The organism is Vibrio mediterranei (genome assembly GCF_900088415.1).
GTDB lineage: Bacteria > Pseudomonadota > Gammaproteobacteria > Enterobacterales > Vibrionaceae > Vibrio > Vibrio mediterranei.
Genome location: NZ_FLLQ01000015.1, coordinates 40,277 through 56,055 on the forward strand (window position 1 = coordinate 40,277; position 15,779 = coordinate 56,055).

Below are 15,779 nucleotides of genomic sequence, written 5' to 3' on the forward strand. Positions count from 1 at the left end.
CGCCCCTATGTAGCGCATATCCTAGCTATCGAGAATGGGAGTTTTGTTATCTGGCGACTCGGCTTAAGATGGCTTGCCATTCAGATTCAGTAACGGGCATCACAGAAAGTCGGTTACCTCTTTTCACCAAAGGCATCTCCATTAACTCCGGCATAGTTTTCAGTACGCTCAACGGCAACACGCGCTTAAACTTTTCGCCAAATTCAATGTCTACCATTAGCCAGCGAGGATTTTCGGGATCAGACTTCGCATCGTAGTAATCGCTTTCAATATCAAACTGAAAATGATCGACATAAGCCTCTTTGGTGATCGTCGCTAAACCAGCTACACCAATTTGCTTACATGAAGAGTGGTAGATCAATACCGAATCACCCACCTTCATCTCATCACGAATCATGTTTCGAGCTTGATAGTTGCGAACGCCCTCCCAACAGGCTGTACCTTTGACACGTAATGTATCAATCGAAAATTCGTCTGGCTCTGTTTTAAATAACCAATATGCCATAATGGTCCTTGTATGTGTTTTTCTTGTAACTTTGACTGACTAAGGAAGAGATTAATGAAAATGTCGCGTTTACCGCTCGCATTTGCTCCACTCATATTGCTTCAAGCGTGTTCTTCTTTCAACACTACTGATTCAAACAAGGACAGTCAGGTTCCTCAAGCTGAACTGTCTCGTCCAGAAACTATCACACCGCAAACCTATGTGATGCGTGGCCAAGCGGTTATTGGTCACGAGACTCGCACTATTCAGCCGTGTGGTAGCCAACATCAATATTGGCTTCAATTACCGAAAGAAGTGCGAGAACAAGCAGAAAGACTCACACAAAGACCCTACCAACCAGTTTATGCTGAAGTCATCGGTTATTTAGAACCGCCGAGTCATCGTGGTTTTGATTCTGATTACACGGGTCGTTTTGTCGTTAAACAAGTCAATATGATCACCGCAGAAAACCCAAAACGCTGCAAGCAGCCACTTCGTTCCACGCAAGTGTTAGGGAACGAACCATTTTGGTCACTAAAGTTTGATAATGCGCAGCAAGCCAGCTTCACCTTATTAGGTGAAAATAAGCAAACCCTAAAGCTGAAAGACACCGCTATTACTCAAACCACACGTCGTTATGAATTTGATAATGCTAATCTGCAAATGAGCAGTAAGCCGTGTAGCGATACCATGAGTGACACCATCTATGGATGGAGTGCGGCGCTCACCATGGGTGAACAGACAAGACAAGGTTGTGGCACCTTATCGAACAGTGACAACACCCTCAAATGGACGGGCGAGTATCTTGCGCAATCCACAGAGACCGCCGGTTTTACAGTCTCTATGACGCTGCTTCCTGATCATACAGCCATTACCCGCTATGAATATCCAGACAACTCACCCGCAACGGAAGAACGTGGATTTTGGCAGCAACTTAACAACCAACAGGTTCAAGTCATCATGACTCGCCACCAACAGCAGTACCTTGTGTCACAGCGAATTTTCACCCTGTCAGATAACCAGTTAACAGCAACTCAAGAAAAAGTTGGTGATGTACTCTATCCGATCGCTAATGGCGGCTTGGTGTTGTTCAAGAGTAATTAACCATGACGCAAGTGTGCACAACTTGTGGTTTTATCCACAATTGCTACTGTGAAGCGATCCCGACGATCGCTTCAGATCTTTGTTTTACCCTACTAACTCATCCTAATGAGTTTCAGCGAGAAACTAATACCGGCAAACTTGTTGCGCGGGTAATCAAACAGGTCAATATCCGCGAATGGCAACGTAAGCAGCCTGACCCATACTGCCTGCCTGAAAGCAGTGTATTAACGCCAGTCTTGGTGTTTCCTGATCAAGACAGCATGCCACTAACACAGTGGCAAACACAGCATCCCTCAGCAAGTAATTTCATCGTACTAGACGGTACGTGGCAAGAAGCGAAGAAAATGTTGAATCGCAGCCAGTGGCTACAAAACTTACCTAAAGTTCATCTTGAAGCGACGCAAAGCTCTCAATATCAACTAAGACGTAATCAGGAAGCGGGTAATCTGTGCACGTTTGAAGTGTGTGCACAAATGGTCAGAGAGCTAGAAAGCAGTGATGACGCCAACGCAATGCTGACGTTCTTTGAACAGTATTTGCAGTGGTTTCAAGCAGAGCGTAGTGGGCACGCTCTGCCTAGTTGTTCTCAATAAAGCACGTTATAACTTAAGCTCAAGTAACTGTTGGATATGATTAATTTCAATATCTGGCAGTTGCTTGAGACGCACCGTCTGCCTTGGCGATTTTGCTTTGTCGTTAAACCAGCAAGCACTGAAGCCATTACGTATCGCTCCAGCAACATCAGTAATCACATGATCTCCAACATGCAGGATATGACGACGTGGCATGGCTAGGTGTTGTGCCGCTTTATCAAACATATCGGGGTAAGGCTTAGCTCGTCCATCGGGACCCGCTTTAAGGATCAGATCGAAGTACTGACTGAGCCCTATCTTCTCCACGTCTACATTACCATTGGTGATAGCTACTAGTGGGATCTGTTTACTCAACGCCGACAGCACGTCATGTGTTTCATGTGGAACATCGAAATCGCTACGCCAAATCAATACCTTTTCTATCAGCGTTTGTGCAGCCTTGGTTGCTTTTAGATCATCGTAACCCAAATGCTCCAAACCCTGTTTAATCTGCTGATATCGCCATTGGGTCACGTCGTGTTTTAACGCAGGATCCGCTTTAACCAATGCCATCTTAAACTCATGCCACTGCTTTTTATCCCAACGCTGACTAATTGGGTGCTGTTGATATAACCATTGTGCCGCTTGCTGTTCTACGCGGATTATCACCGGGAAATTATCGTAAAGCGTATCATCAAGATCGAAGGTCATGGCCTCAATAGGGGGAAAGCTACGATAAAAGCGCATTTACTCGTCCTCTTTCTTTTTGGGCGTACCATTCTTATGGGCACGAGGGTGTGCCTGATCATAAGCTTGAGCCAAATGTTGAAAGTCGAGGTGAGTATAAATCTGAGTGGTCGAGATATTTTCGTGGCCAAGCAGCTCTTGCACTGCTCTCAGGTTATTACTCGACTCGAGCATGTGCGTAGCAAATGAGTGACGCAGTTTATGTGGACTAACATGGCTAGCAAGAGACTGCTTCTGCCCCCATTCCGCCATACGCTTTTGCACACTGCGATGAGAGATCCGAGTACCAAGCTTAGACACAAATAACGCTACCTCACCTGGCTTGGCTAGTTCTCCACGAACTTTGAGCCATTTCTTCGCCCACTCAGTGGCGTAGCCTGAAAATGGCACCTTACGTTCTTTGTTACCCTTACCAATAACGCGAAGCTCGCCGCTGGATAAGTTCAGATGTTTGACATCAATGCTGACCATTTCTGCCAAACGCAGTCCAGCACCGTACATCATTTCCATCATGGCGCGATCACGTACCGCCAGTGGATCATCTTCATCAACTTCAAGCAGTTGGTTCACTTCATCGACATCGAGGTTTTTCGGCAATGGACGTTGCTTACGCGGAGCACTTACACCCTTCGCTGGGTTTGCCGTGAGTTCGCCACGTAAAATCAGAAAATCAAAGAAGCTTCGCAGCGATGAAAGCCTCGTGGCGATGCTGCTAGCTTTCATTCCCTCACGCATACCTTTACCCGCAAGCTGCCTTACCCAGCCGGCATCAACTTGCGTCCACGCACCAATACCCATTTCATGCAAGTGCATGCCCATGGTTTCTAACTGTTGACGGTAGTTACGTTGCGTGTGGAGACTTAACCCTTTCTCACTACGAAGGTACTCGTAGAATCGCTCTAGCGGCTTTTGCAACCCACTAGGCAGTACTTGGTCTGACATCGTCTTCCTCTTGCGCCTGCCACTCTAAACTTTCACAAAGATAAGAGACCACCAGCGCTAAGTGTCTTAAAAATAAGGTATCCATCTCCGGCTGAAAATGACCGCCATCCTCGCTGGAAAAAATCAATAAACCTTGGGCGAATTGACGCTTTAATGGCAATACTACATACGAACCGAGTTCAGGAACTTTTCCGTTGGCAATCTGCTGCTCAGTAAATAGCATGGTTCTGTCAGCTTGACGAAGACGACCTAGATAAGCGTCTTTTCCATTGAGATGATTGGTGGTAAAACGCTGCCAACTTTCCATAGAAAGCGGGTCGGCACTTTGTTCATCAATTAGCTTCAAGTAACCATTAAGGTTAAGCCCTTGAGCCGTTTGCTTAATCGCATTTACAACACTTTGCAGATCTCGGCACTTGAGTAGATTCTCTTGCAGTGACATAAACTCATAAAAGGTTTTGTCATTGCGAGCAGCCAGAGACATCAAGGCAGTAATTTCTTCTTCCAGTGCTTCAATACGTTCGCGCTGTCGTTGTAATTGGATACCTACGAGAGAAACAGCACCTTGCTGTTGGTGCGGTAGGGAAAGGGATTCAACTAGCGACTCTCTACCCTTAAAAAAATCTGGATGATCAGAAAGATATTGTGCTACCACTTCTGCTGTAAGGTGGTTCGCTTCAAACTCAGACAAAATGTTTCCCTTTATTCCCTGTCAGTAGATAAAAAATGGCGGGCCTATTTCTAGGACCCGCCATTAGTATATACCCAAGTGACCTCAAGGTGCATTGACTAGCAAGAAATCTGCCCATCAAACACGTGAGTTGCAGGCCCCGTCATAGTTAACGGGTGGCCTTCGCCTTTCCAGCTAATCTTTAAGTCGCCACCCGGCAAGTGCACTGTGACATTCTCATCCAATAACCCTTGGACAATACCAACTGCGACAGCACCACAAGCGCCACTGCCGCAAGCCTGAGTTTCTCCCGCCCCACGCTCGTACACACGAAGGTTCACTTCATGGCGACTCAGCACCTGCATGAAGCCTGCGTTAACGCGTTCAGGGAAACGTTCATGCGACTCAAGCAATGGACCGAGTCTATCAACGTCAGCTTCTTCAGTGCTATCGACCACCGTTACGACATGTGGATTACCCATACTCACCGCACCACAGAACAGCGTATGCTCCCCAGCACGTAAGATATAGGTTTTCTCTTTTTGCTTCGCTTTGAAAGGAATCTTGTTTGGCTCAAACTCAGGTTGTCCCATGTTCACAGTCACTAAGTCGTTCTCTTCCAACTTCAAGACCATTTTGCCTTTCTTGGTGCTAACACTCACGCTGTACTTATTGGTCAAACCCTTCATCTGCACGAAACGCGCAAAGCAACGCGCACCATTTCCACACTGCTCAACTTCACTGCCATCGGCATTAAAAATGCGATAGTGGAAGTCAGTTTCTGGATCATACGGCGCTTCAACAATCAAAAGCTGATCGAAACCCACACCAGTATGCCTATCCGCCAAGCGACGAATGAGATCGGGTGAGAAAAATACGTTCTGGGTAATACAATCAACAACCATAAAGTCGTTACCCAAACCGTGCATTTTAGAAAAGTGGAAATGCATAGTGGTTCTATTACTCCGGTAAGATGCTTTCTAATTCCCAAAGACTTTGCAGAGATTCGCGCTGACGCACGACATGCGCCTTGTCTCCATCGACAATGATTTCTGCAACACGTGGACGCGTGTTGTAGTTCGAAGACATAACGAATCCATAAGCACCTGCTGAGCGAACGGCGAGTAAGTCGTTTTGCTCTAAGACCAAAGAACGGTCTTTACCGATAAAATCACCCGTTTCGCAAATAGGGCCAACGAGGTCGTACGTTATCGCTTCACCCTCTCGTGGTGAAACCGGAATAATGTCTTGCCACGCTTGATACAATGCAGGTCGCATCAAGTCATTCATCGCCGCATCAACAATCGCAAAGTTCTTATGTTCGGTATGTTTTAGGAACTCAACTTTGGTCAACAGCACACCAGCATTCGCCGCAATAGCGCGACCTGGTTCGAAGATAAGCTCAAGCTCTGGGTGATTCTCTAATCGAGCTAATAGTGCTTTCGCATAATCTGAAGGCTGTGGCGGTAATTCATCACGATAAACCACGCCTAGACCACCACCAACATCAAGGTGCTTAATATTGACACCATCAGCACGCAACTGGTCAATGAGAGCAAGCAGACGATCTGTCGCATCAATAAACGGTTCAATATCAGTAAGCTGTGAACCGATATGACAATCGATACCATGGACTGCAAGGTTTGGCAGGCTTTGAGCAAACTTGTACACTGCTGGAGCGCGATCAAATGCGATACCAAACTTATTGTCACGCAGACCCGTCGAGATATAAGGGTGCGTGTTAGCATCTACATCCGGGTTAATTCGCAATGAAATCGGCGCAACTACACCCATTTCACCGGCGACTTGATTAAGTCGTTCTAATTCAGGTTCAGATTCAACGTTAAAACACTTAATGCCTAGCTCTAGAGCGCGGCGCATCTCTTGTGCCGTTTTGCCCACACCAGAGAATACTACTTTGCTTGGCTCACCACCTGCTGCCACGACGCGTTCTAGCTCACCACCAGAAACAATATCAAAGCCAGAACCAAGACGTGCTAGCGTATTTAACACACCTATATTGGAGTTCGCTTTTACCGCGTAGCACACGAGATGTGGGTGGTCGCCCACCGATTTATCAAACGCATTCCAGTGACGTTCTAGCGTCGCTCGTGAATAGACGTATAGCGGAGTGCCGTATTGCTCGGCAAGTTGCGTAAGTGACGTTTCCTCGGCCCAAAGCTGGCCATCGTCCTGATAGTTGAAATAATCCAAATCCTGTATCCCTTTACACTGTATCGATGGCGGTGATTATTGAGCTTGCTCATTTGCTGGTGCGTCATCAGCAGGAAGATAAAGTGGTCCAGTTTGGCCACATCCCGCTAATGTCACTACGACGAGCATAAAAAATGCGGTAATCGTCTTTTTCATTTTGCATATCGTGATTATTGAATCAATGCCCCCTATAATCGCACCACGAATTAGAAAAGCAATAGGATTACAAAATGAACGACACGGAATTTCACCAATTAGTCGATGAGCAGATGCAAAACATCGAAGAAGCGATTGATGATTCAGGTGCAGATATCGATTATGAAGTGTCTGGCAATGTCATGACTTTGGAATTTGAAGACCGTAGCCAGATCATCATTAACCGCCAAGAGCCGATGCACGAGATTTGGCTCGCGTCTAAATCCGGTGGATTTCATTTCAAACTGATTGATGGCGCTTGGACCTGTTCAAAAACCAATGTTGAACTTATGGACATGGTCAAAGCCGAGTGTGTGAAACACGCCGGCGAAGACATTGATTGGGTTTAAGCGTTCACCGCTTTAGACGTTTTAGAGTTTGGAGAGCCATCATTACGATAAGGAATGATATAAGGTTCTCCCTCTTCAGGATGAATCAGTTGGTAATACTGCGGTAAGTTGAAGTTAATTAACTTCGATGACATTTCACTATCAACGTTCGACGTGTAGAAGCTATTTACACTCGCAATCATCTCATCTTTGCTACCACGCATCTGATGATACACTTCTACCTGGTTAGATTCGTCAAGCACGTAGATGTTGAAACCATTATCGGTATCTTCAAAGAAGAACTGAATCAAGCCTTCACTCGCAAAGCCATCCACTACGTCGGGTAGTTGGAACTCTTCTTCACGATCCAGCATAAGAAGTGGTGAGCCCTGCAATTTATTAGTCGAGATACTACGATAGAAATCTACTGAGTTTTCCAGTTTTTGTACTGACACGCCGCGACGCTCAAAGAACAAGCCATACATTTGGTTCGCCACTTTAATCGCTTTAAAACGACGACGTTTCTCTTGGTCAACAGGTTTTAAGCGTAGCTCAATACACTCTGCAAGTAGTTGATAGACGGTATTACGTAGGACACCACGTAAGTTTTTGCTGTAGCAGAACACATCCACAGACTCAGGTGGTAACGCATCTTGGTGCATCTTACCTAACACTGTTTTCAATGCGTCAAGCATCGCCGTTTCCCCTTCAAAATGAAGAGTACGAACTTCATGCCACGAATTACGGTAAACCAGATCTACCGAACCGATAAGACTTTTTCCTTCCTGTCCAAAACTCAATATATCAACATTTTTCAGGTCGACTTTGGACGTTTTGGCGGACAGTTCAGAGGTTGGGTCATTTTCAAAGTTGATAAACATCGCCAACTGGCTGATTTCACAAGGACTACCAAGCGCTTGCATACTTGGACGACGTTTACGTAATGAGAAAGTATTACGCAGATCACTCACCATCTGATAGAACTTATCGATGTCGATATGCGCTTCACGCACCACAGAGTTGAGGTGAGTCGATTCGGTAATCAAGCCGTTGAAAAACGCCCACGCCACCAACTTACTCAGGTATTCATTATGCTCAAGAGCAGGTTGCCCTAAGATACGATGTGGAATGAGTGGTTGCTTGTAAAGGTACCAGCCGGACTTGTAGCTCTTGCCCTCTTTAACCTCGATAAAGGTCAAATCTGGTTCGTGCAAATCAGGAGAAATCTGGGGATTGAGCAGCGTCACCTTACCAGGTAGAACCTCAAAAGCGGCGTAAAGCTTACGCGCTAGAATACTGATGTCTTGAGGACTGATGGCAGAGGTAATGTCGTTACGACGAGCGAACTGAATCAAATTACGGTAACTGAGCATTAAGGCATCTAGCAATGCATTGTGCACTACCATCACTTGCTCTACCTTCCAGTTACGACGACTGTCTAGTTCTTGCAGTACTTCTTGTGACCACTGCCATTGAGCAGTCATTTCACTTAACGCTTCACGACGCCATGGCACAGAGCCTATACCAGGCTCACGAGATAGCTTCTCATGAGTTTTAAGGTAGAAGCAACGACGCACTAAATCTAGACGTGTCGTATCACCAATACGTTCTAGATAACGCGTGACCTTTTCAAGCATCAGGTAATACGCATCCATACCATAGAGATCGGGCGCATCGGCAAAGAAGCGTCGCTTAGTATCGATACTGAGTAACTGAGTATGTGGATATTCCCACGAGTACGCTTCCAACAGAATCGCTTTTAACACCGATTTGTAAGGCGAATCGATACTCTTGTATAGCTGCCATAAGCTTGAGCCAAAGTACTCTTCTGCAGGAATTCGATTGAGTCGACCGAAATCAATCCACTCCTCACAATTGATGTATCCATTTTGGCAAAGCTGCTCGACATAATCTTCGTAGCACTCTTCCATTTCCGGTGGCACGATTTGCCACAACAATCTTTGACCACCTAAGCGTACGGCTGAGCGGTAGAACTCATCCAGCAACAATAAGTGCTGCGATGAACCACAGTTATCACCGGTCATTTCTTCGGAAATATTGCTGCGAAAGCGCTCTTCATCCATTAGGAAGAAATTGGCTTCAACACCCAAGCCTTTGGCCCAATCGGTGATCAACAAGCATTTATTGCTCAGCTTTTCACGAGCTTCGGTCGGCATATCTGGAGAGATACAAACCCAGATATCCAAATCACTTGATGTACTTTGGCCGATCGACGAAGTACTGCCCATAGTGTAAAGGCCTAGAATATCGTGTTGACGCGGCTCTGGCAGCGGTTGCCCCAAAGCTAATGCAATATCATCAAGGAACTGACGTTGAACGTCATTTGCTTCAAAACCGCAAAGTCCACTTGGGCTGTCAGTTTCAAAGAAGCCGGGAATAATAGGATGGTTGAAGTGGAAAAGCGCTGGAATTAGTTGGAAAACACGTTGTCCTTGCATATCCATAAGCGCCAGCGCGCGTTCAATTCGCTGCTGGTTGAGATTATCAAGTCTCTGGATAAGGGTATGAGTGTATGCCTGCAAGGGTGATTCCTAGGTCTAATCTAACTGCTATATTGCGTAGGTTTTAAACAAACAAGCGTTCAAAACGTGATCAATGTATCATTTTTATTATAGGCGGTAAAGCAATACTCGGCACTACAACCCCTCACAGCACAACATCGAGGATTTGGTTTTGCCTTCCAAATCATAGCGGACAATTCTAACAGTAGTCGCAATAACAAATGCGATTAACCTCACACTATTAACAATATTTGTGACAAGCAAAGTTGTCGTTTGGGAGAGCCCTAGGGAAATCACTAAGCTTTTCATAGAGACAGTGTTAGGATTGTGCCACGACCAAAAACAAAGAAATGCTTACGAGAACGATATGACGCAAACTCAGCCAATCCGAATCGCTACCCGAAAAAGTCCTCTTGCCCTGTGGCAGGCTCATTATGTCAAAGATGCCCTTATTGCGGCGCACCCAGGACTGGAAGTTGAGTTAGTCACTATGGTCACCAAAGGCGATATCATTTTAGATACCCCGTTGGCGAAAGTGGGCGGTAAAGGCTTATTTGTTAAGGAACTGGAAGTCGCCATGCTTGAAGGGCGTGCCGATCTTGCGGTGCACTCAATGAAAGACGTTCCTGTAGACTTTCCAGAAGGCCTAGGCCTTGTCACCATTTGCGAACGTGAAGACCCTCGTGACGCTTTCGTTTCCAATACTTACACTAACATTAGCGAACTGCCTCAAGGCGCTGTGGTAGGTACTTGTAGTCTTCGCAGACAATGTCAGTTAAAAGAACAGCGCCCTGACTTAGTCATTAAAGAGCTTCGAGGCAATGTAGGGACTCGTTTAGGAAAACTGGATAACGGTGAGTATGACGCCATTATCCTTGCTGCCGCAGGCTTGAAACGTCTAGAACTAGAATCACGTATTCGCAGCTTTATCGAACCTGAAGAATCCTTGCCTGCAGTTGGTCAAGGTGCGGTTGGCATCGAGTGTCGCCTTGATGATGAACGATTGATTAAATTACTCGAACCTCTTAATCACGCTAACACAGCCGATCGTGTTCTGTGTGAGCGAGCCATGAACTTAACGTTAGAAGGCGGCTGCCAAGTGCCGATTGGTAGCTACTCACTGATCGATGGCGACGAGATTTGGTTACGAGCTCTTGTCGGTGAACCAGATGGTTCAAAAATCGTTCGTGGTGAAATTCGTGGTAAACGAGCGGATGCGGAAGCCTTAGGCGTACAATTAGCGAATCAACTGCTCGATGATGGCGCAAAAGAAATCCTAGAAAAGCTCTATCAAGAGCACGAGTAATGACTGATGAGAGTATTGGTTACACGCCCTGAAAATCAAGGCGCAGAACTTTGCAATCTCATAGAAAAAATGGGGGGCATTGCCCTCCATCAACCACTTATTGATATTCAGGACAATCTGCAGCTTTGTTTAGATGACGACCAACTGCAACGTTCGGATATCATCATTGCCGTCAGCCAATACGCCGTCTATGCCTTCCATCATATTCTTACTCATCAGCAACTCTCGTTACCTGACTCCTGTATTTATCTAGGGGTTGGTCAAAAAACCGCACATGAATTAAGCAAACTCAGCCAACAAAACGTAAACTATCCGACGGTAAGTGATAGTGAACACCTACTGGCATTACCAGAGTTGGCGAATGTGTCAGGAAAACATGTCATCATTCTTCGAGGCAACGGCGGCCGAGAACTCATTTATGATCAGCTTTGTGCACTTGGTGCAGATGTTCAATACCTAGAAACCTACCAACGCAGATATCTGCCACTAAAAATAGACGCAATAAAACAATGGCGCTCAATGGGTATCGACACTCTGGTCGTTACCAGTGGTGAACAACTTGAGTTTTTATTGTCTCAAGTATCAGAACCAGAATTGAACTGGTTAACACAACAACAGCTATTGGTTCCGAGTGAACGAATTGCTACTTTAGCGATGACAAAGGGATTTAATAACGTTACCAATACCCAAGGTGCATCGAACTCTACAATATTTGCTGCTCTCCAGCGTCTAGAAATAGGACTTAACAATGACCAACAAAAATAAAGACGAGCAAATCCAGTCTGAAGAACAACAAGACGTTAAGGCTTTAGCCCCAGAAGCTGATACATCGAAAGCTGAACAAGAAACTTCTCAACACGAACAAGCTAAACCACCAACGACTGCACCGGAATTCGAAGAAAAACAGGGCAAACGTGGTGTTAAGCTTGGTGCGGTAGCTATTGTTTTAGCAGTTATTTTTGGTGGTGGTCTCAGCTACCAAATGCAAAAGCAGGCCAGCGATTATGAAGCGCGCATCGCCAAGCTTGAGTCACAACTACAAGCGACAACAAGCAATTTAAGCAACGAAATGCAGCAAGTGCAGTCGGACACACTTAAACAAGCAAAAACAGTGACACATAAAGCCGAAGTCGTGTTAGGCCAGCAACAAAAAAGTATTGAAAGCCTGCAACTTGCGGTTGCCGACGTTAAAGGTCGTCGCCCTAATGATTGGCTTCTGGCTGAGGCCGACTATTTGGTTAAACTCGCGGGTCGCAAACTGTTCTTGGAGCACGATGTGGTAAGTGCGACACGTTTGATGGAAAGTGCTGACCAGCGTATCGCTGCACTCAACGATCCAAGCTTAGTGTCTCTGCGCCAGTCAATGGCAAATGACATCACCAAGCTACGTACTGTTCCACTTATTGACCGCGACGGACTCGTACTGCGACTAACTTCGCTACAGCAAGAGGTTGATAAGCTACCTCTTGCCAACGCCATCCTTCCTGATGCACCTGCTGTCGAGAAACGCCAAGTTTCACAAGACATCTACGATTGGCAAGATAACCTGATGACGTCGTTAAAAGACTTCTCAGAAAACTTTATTACTTTCCGTACTCGCGATGGCAATGTAATCCCACTGCTTTCACCTGAGCAGCACTTCTATCTCAAAGAAAACATCAAATCTAAGATAGAAACTGCGATTCGTGCGGTATACAAAGAACAAGGCGAGATCTATAAGGTGTCGTTAGAAACCGCAGAGAAATGGTCAGAATCGTTTTTTGATATGGACAACAATAGCGTTAAAGAGTTTAACGCTGCGCTAGGCAAACTGAGCCAACAGAATATTCAAGTTAACTATCCAGTCAAATTGGAAACTCAAGCTCAATTATCCGATGTCATCAACGAACGTCTGCGCCGTGAAGTCACCACCATCATCACGGAGGAGAAATAATGATTCGATTAATCTTTCTCTTCGTCGTACTTGGTGCGGGTCTATTTGTTGGTACCCAGTTTTCGGGCCAGCAAGGTTATGTACTGATCTCAATTGCCAATAAAACCATCGAGATGAGCGTTACAACCCTAGTCGTGTTTGTTATTGCAGCTTTGGCGGGGCTGTTTCTGCTCGAATACATCATCAAGAAAATGCTTTACACCAGCGTCACGACATTTAATTACTTCAGCGTTCGTAAAATGCGTCGTTCACGCCGCTATACCAATGAGGGTATCGTTAAGCTGCTAGAAGGTGATTGGAAACTTGCAGAGAAAAAGGTAACACGTTGGGCTAACTATCACGATATGCCGCTTTTATGTTATCTCGTCGCTTCTGAAGCTGCCTTAGGGCAAGGTGACAAAGCGAAGCGTGACCATTATCTAGCGCTGGCCGCTAAACAGGAAAACTCCGATCTTGCCGTTCAGCTAACTAGAGCGAAACAAGCGGTTCGAGAAGAGGAATGGGAAGTTGCCGCGAGTACTTTAGAAACTCTCAAAGCAGAACACCCAAACAACTCCATTGTTTTGAGCTTGCAAAAAACAACCTATCGAGAACTTGGCGAGTGGCAAGCCTTAATTGATTTACTGCCTAAACTCCATAAGGCAAAGCTCATCGATGAACTAGAGCAAAATGAACTGAACGAACGCGCTCAATGTGGATTGCTAGAAGATATTGCTAGTCAGCAAGGCAGTGAAGGTTTAATCAATCATTGGAATAAGTTGCCACGTAAAACACGCCAAAGCACCCACTTAGTGGGCTGTTTTAGTAAACAGCTTATCGCTCGAAAGGCTGATGCAGAAGCGTTTACTGTAATTAAAGAAACGTTGAAAAAACAGGGTCATGATGACTTGTATAAGGTATTACCAGAACTAAACCTTGCAGATACACACCCTGTTGTTGTGCTACTTGAAGATGTTGTTAAAAAGCAACCGGATACACCTGAAGCACAAAGTGCACTAGCGCAATTCTACTTCCGAGAAGAAAAGTGGCCAGAGGCGCAACGTCATTTCGAGCGTGCCCTATCGCTTCGTCCTGATGTTTCTGACTATGCCTATCTAGCTGATACTTTAGAAAAGCAGAATTTATCTAAAGCAGCAAGTGAAGTGTCGAGAAAAGCGTTGACACTTATTGAGAGTAAGTAGGCACTATTACTGTTAAAAAAGCTCCTAACGGAGCTTTTTTTATAACTGAAAATCATCTAATGCTTGTTGAGTAAACTTGCTGGTAAATGCATTAATTCTACTGTGGTCTGGACTCCAGCCTAGCAAGAAACGTTGATAGTCAGCCCAGGCCAATCCAAATAGTGCGCGCCACTCCTCGCAAACACGGTTAGCATTAATTTCCGGTTTAAAATGTTCTATCGCTGAGTGCAGCTGTATGAAGTAATAGTCAAGGTAACCCGCTACGTTTAAGTCAGCCGTTGAAAAGTCTAATGTCGTGGTAAAGAACAAAGCGACATCTTTAACTCCTACACCACCCCCTACGTATTGAAAATCTACCGCAGATACAGCACTACCTTGTTTATTGAAGCAGAAGTTAGCCAACTTTGCATCCCCATGTACCAGCGTTTGGTATGGACACTCGTTTAACTTTTCATCAATGATGTGCGCAGCTTGTTTAAAGCGTTCATCTTGCATTGCTTGCCATTCGTCAGGACGAGTCGCTAAGTGCCAGTAAGTACCTTGTTTCCAAAGCCCATTCGTATTCGCTCCAAGCCAAAAAGCATGAAACTGAGCAAGCCACTTTAGAACGCTTTTTATCTCCATCTCTGTTGCTGTTTTCACTACTCTAGCGCGCTCTAATAACTTCAGATCCTCAAGAATGAGCTCAAGGTGAGATTGATACTTATGAGCAGAGAAACACTGTGGAGCCCAGCCTGAGGGCATTGTCGATACGAACTCCTGATACCAAGAAAACTCTACTTGATAGGACTGGAGCTTTCTTTGATGTGAAAGTTGAGTATTCCACCCTTTAGGGTGGCTAGCTGGTACTTCATCAGGTAATTGAATCGCTTTGACAATAACACTAGATAAATGGGATTGTGCGAGCTCAAGTCTAACTAAATGCCCATAGCCACTCCATAGAGTCTGAATAAGCTCACAGGAGAAAACCTGAGCCTCATTACCAATAACTTCTCGAAGGGTTGGAGTGACCGTAAAGTCAGATAATATCAAAGTAGACTTCCTAGGTTGGCTGCCATAAAACGGACTCTTACTTTGACAGAGTTAATGATGAAACGAAAGATCAGCGTTTCTCAAGATGTAAAAAAGCCCGCTGATTACTCAGCGGGCTTTTTAATGTGGCGGAGAGATAGGGATTTGAACCCTAGATACGCTATTAACGTATGCCGGTTTTCAAGACCGGTGCTTTCAACCACTCAGCCATCTCTCCACAATATGTAATCGTCCTAAAGTCTTACTTTAATTGCTTTAGTTCGATGTTGTTCAAAGCCTGGCGATGTCCTACTCTCACATGGGGAAGCCCCACACTACCATCGGCGCTATTGCGTTTCACTTCTGAGTTCGGCATGGAGTCAGGTGGGTCCACAACGCTATGGTCGCCAAGCAAATTCTTAATTCGGAAAGCCGTTATTGTGTTCTCATACACATTCAATTTGTTCTTGCTTTGAGTCCATCAAAACCCTTTGGGTGTTGTATGGTTAAGCCTCACGGGCAATTAGTACAGGTTAGCTCAACGCCTCACAACGCTTACACACCCTGCC

At 45.4% G+C, this 15,779-nt stretch carries 16 protein-coding genes, 1 tRNA gene and 1 rRNA gene; 7 read left to right on the forward strand and 11 right to left on the reverse strand.

Features of this window, described 5'->3' with window-relative positions; genetic code table 11:
• Positions 1-46: 46 nt before the first annotated feature.
• On the reverse strand, positions 47-505 hold the full coding sequence (locus VME0621_RS24880; RefSeq protein WP_038231102.1) for an EVE domain-containing protein: 459 nt from the start codon (positions 503-505) through the stop codon (positions 47-49).
• Positions 506-559: 54 nt separating this feature from the next.
• Between VME0621_RS24880 and VME0621_RS24885 the strand changes: the two genes are divergently transcribed.
• Both VME0621_RS24885 and VME0621_RS24890 read left to right on the forward strand, forming a co-directional pair.
• Positions 560-1,588, forward strand: a complete 1,029-nt coding sequence (locus VME0621_RS24885; RefSeq protein WP_062463217.1) for a COG3650 family protein — start codon at positions 560-562, stop codon at positions 1,586-1,588.
• Between the two features lie 2 nt (positions 1,589-1,590).
• Positions 1,591-2,181, forward strand: coding sequence for a tRNA-uridine aminocarboxypropyltransferase (locus VME0621_RS24890; RefSeq protein ID WP_062463220.1), 591 nt, complete (start codon positions 1,591-1,593; stop codon positions 2,179-2,181).
• Between the two features lie 6 nt (positions 2,182-2,187).
• Here VME0621_RS24890 and yigB read toward each other — a convergent pair whose 3' ends face one another.
• The 6 genes from yigB to lptM form a co-directional block, all read right to left on the reverse strand.
• Entirely contained in the window at positions 2,188-2,907 is a 720-nt protein-coding gene (gene yigB / locus VME0621_RS24895; protein WP_062463223.1) for a 5-amino-6-(5-phospho-D-ribitylamino)uracil phosphatase YigB, read from the reverse strand.
• Positions 2,908-3,849 (reverse strand): tyrosine recombinase XerC, encoded by a 942-nt coding sequence (xerC, locus tag VME0621_RS24900; RefSeq protein ID WP_006074702.1) that lies wholly within the window; start codon positions 3,847-3,849, stop codon positions 2,908-2,910.
• Positions 3,827-4,540: a DUF484 family protein gene (locus VME0621_RS24905; RefSeq protein ID WP_006074701.1), complete on the reverse strand. Its 714-nt coding sequence runs from the start codon at positions 4,538-4,540 to the stop codon at positions 3,827-3,829. Before VME0621_RS24905 ends, xerC begins: the two co-directional genes overlap by 23 nt.
• A 98-nt stretch (positions 4,541-4,638) precedes the next feature.
• Positions 4,639-5,469, reverse strand: a complete 831-nt coding sequence (gene dapF / locus VME0621_RS24910) for a diaminopimelate epimerase (RefSeq protein ID WP_006074700.1) — start codon at positions 5,467-5,469, stop codon at positions 4,639-4,641.
• 10 nt (positions 5,470-5,479) lie between these two features.
• A complete protein-coding gene (gene lysA, locus VME0621_RS24915) occupies positions 5,480-6,733 on the reverse strand; it encodes a diaminopimelate decarboxylase (RefSeq protein WP_006074699.1) in 1,254 nt (417 codons plus the stop codon).
• Positions 6,734-6,769: 36 nt separating this feature from the next.
• The gene (gene lptM, locus VME0621_RS27110) at positions 6,770-6,889 is read right to left on the reverse strand and encodes an LPS translocon maturation chaperone LptM (RefSeq protein ID WP_006074698.1); all 120 of its coding nucleotides are present in this window, start codon (positions 6,887-6,889) and stop codon (positions 6,770-6,772) included.
• Between the two features lie 74 nt (positions 6,890-6,963).
• On the opposite strand from lptM, the gene cyaY reads away from it, so the two are divergent.
• Positions 6,964-7,278 carry an iron donor protein CyaY gene (gene cyaY, locus VME0621_RS24920; RefSeq protein ID WP_006074697.1) on the forward strand — a complete coding sequence of 105 codons (315 nt, stop codon included), beginning with the start codon at positions 6,964-6,966 and terminating at the stop codon, positions 7,276-7,278.
• Here cyaY and VME0621_RS24925 read toward each other — a convergent pair.
• Positions 7,275-9,800, reverse strand: a complete 2,526-nt coding sequence (locus VME0621_RS24925) for a class I adenylate cyclase (RefSeq protein WP_062463226.1) — start codon at positions 9,798-9,800, stop codon at positions 7,275-7,277. The two genes, cyaY and VME0621_RS24925, sit on opposite strands and share 4 nt — an antisense overlap.
• Before the next feature lie 346 nt (positions 9,801-10,146).
• On the opposite strand from VME0621_RS24925, the gene hemC reads away from it, so the two are divergent.
• From hemC to VME0621_RS24945, 4 genes are read left to right on the forward strand one after another with little or no spacing between them, the layout of a single operon-like run.
• Positions 10,147-11,085 carry a hydroxymethylbilane synthase gene (gene hemC / locus VME0621_RS24930; RefSeq protein ID WP_062463229.1) on the forward strand — a complete coding sequence of 313 codons (939 nt, stop codon included), beginning with the start codon at positions 10,147-10,149 and terminating at the stop codon, positions 11,083-11,085.
• A 6-nt stretch (positions 11,086-11,091) separates the two neighbouring features.
• Positions 11,092-11,850, forward strand: coding sequence for a uroporphyrinogen-III synthase (locus VME0621_RS24935; RefSeq protein WP_038231090.1), 759 nt, complete (start codon positions 11,092-11,094; stop codon positions 11,848-11,850).
• Positions 11,834-13,018: a uroporphyrinogen-III C-methyltransferase gene (locus tag VME0621_RS24940; RefSeq protein WP_062463231.1), complete on the forward strand. Its 1,185-nt coding sequence runs from the start codon at positions 11,834-11,836 to the stop codon at positions 13,016-13,018. Before VME0621_RS24935 ends, VME0621_RS24940 begins: the two co-directional genes overlap by 17 nt.
• On the forward strand, positions 13,018-14,199 hold the full coding sequence (locus VME0621_RS24945) for a heme biosynthesis protein HemY (RefSeq protein WP_062463234.1): 1,182 nt from the start codon (positions 13,018-13,020) through the stop codon (positions 14,197-14,199). Before VME0621_RS24940 ends, VME0621_RS24945 begins: the two co-directional genes overlap by 1 nt.
• 39 nt (positions 14,200-14,238) lie before the next feature.
• On the opposite strand, the gene VME0621_RS24950 is transcribed toward VME0621_RS24945, so the two are convergent.
• The 3 genes from VME0621_RS24950 to rrf form a co-directional block, all read right to left on the reverse strand.
• Positions 14,239-15,231, reverse strand: a complete 993-nt coding sequence (locus VME0621_RS24950; RefSeq protein WP_062463237.1) for a phosphotransferase — start codon at positions 15,229-15,231, stop codon at positions 14,239-14,241.
• 126 nt (positions 15,232-15,357) lie between these two features.
• A tRNA-Ser gene (locus VME0621_RS24955) sits at positions 15,358-15,448 on the reverse strand.
• A gap of 58 nt (positions 15,449-15,506) precedes the next feature.
• Positions 15,507-15,622, reverse strand: a 5S ribosomal RNA gene (rrf, locus tag VME0621_RS24960).
• Between the last annotated feature and the right edge of the window lie 157 nt (positions 15,623-15,779).

Coding starts and splice junctions, on each gene's coding strand:
- VME0621_RS24880 (WP_038231102.1), bottom strand. CDS start 505: ATGGCATATTGGTTATTTAAAACAGAGCCAGACGAATTTTCGATTGAT.
- VME0621_RS24885 (WP_062463217.1), top strand. CDS start 560: ATGAAAATGTCGCGTTTACCGCTCGCATTTGCTCCACTCATATTGCTT.
- VME0621_RS24890 (WP_062463220.1), top strand. CDS start 1,591: ATGACGCAAGTGTGCACAACTTGTGGTTTTATCCACAATTGCTACTGT.
- yigB (WP_062463223.1), bottom strand. CDS start 2,907: ATGCGCTTTTATCGTAGCTTTCCCCCTATTGAGGCCATGACCTTCGAT.
- xerC (WP_006074702.1), bottom strand. CDS start 3,849: ATGTCAGACCAAGTACTGCCTAGTGGGTTGCAAAAGCCGCTAGAGCGA.
- dapF (WP_006074700.1), bottom strand. CDS start 5,469: ATGCATTTCCACTTTTCTAAAATGCACGGTTTGGGTAACGACTTTATG.
- lptM (WP_006074698.1), bottom strand. CDS start 6,889: ATGAAAAAGACGATTACCGCATTTTTTATGCTCGTCGTAGTGACATTA.
- cyaY (WP_006074697.1), top strand. CDS start 6,964: ATGAACGACACGGAATTTCACCAATTAGTCGATGAGCAGATGCAAAAC.
- hemC (WP_062463229.1), top strand. CDS start 10,147: ATGACGCAAACTCAGCCAATCCGAATCGCTACCCGAAAAAGTCCTCTT.
- VME0621_RS24935 (WP_038231090.1), top strand. CDS start 11,092: ATGAGAGTATTGGTTACACGCCCTGAAAATCAAGGCGCAGAACTTTGC.
- VME0621_RS24940 (WP_062463231.1), top strand. CDS start 11,834: ATGACCAACAAAAATAAAGACGAGCAAATCCAGTCTGAAGAACAACAA.
- VME0621_RS24945 (WP_062463234.1), top strand. CDS start 13,018: ATGATTCGATTAATCTTTCTCTTCGTCGTACTTGGTGCGGGTCTATTT.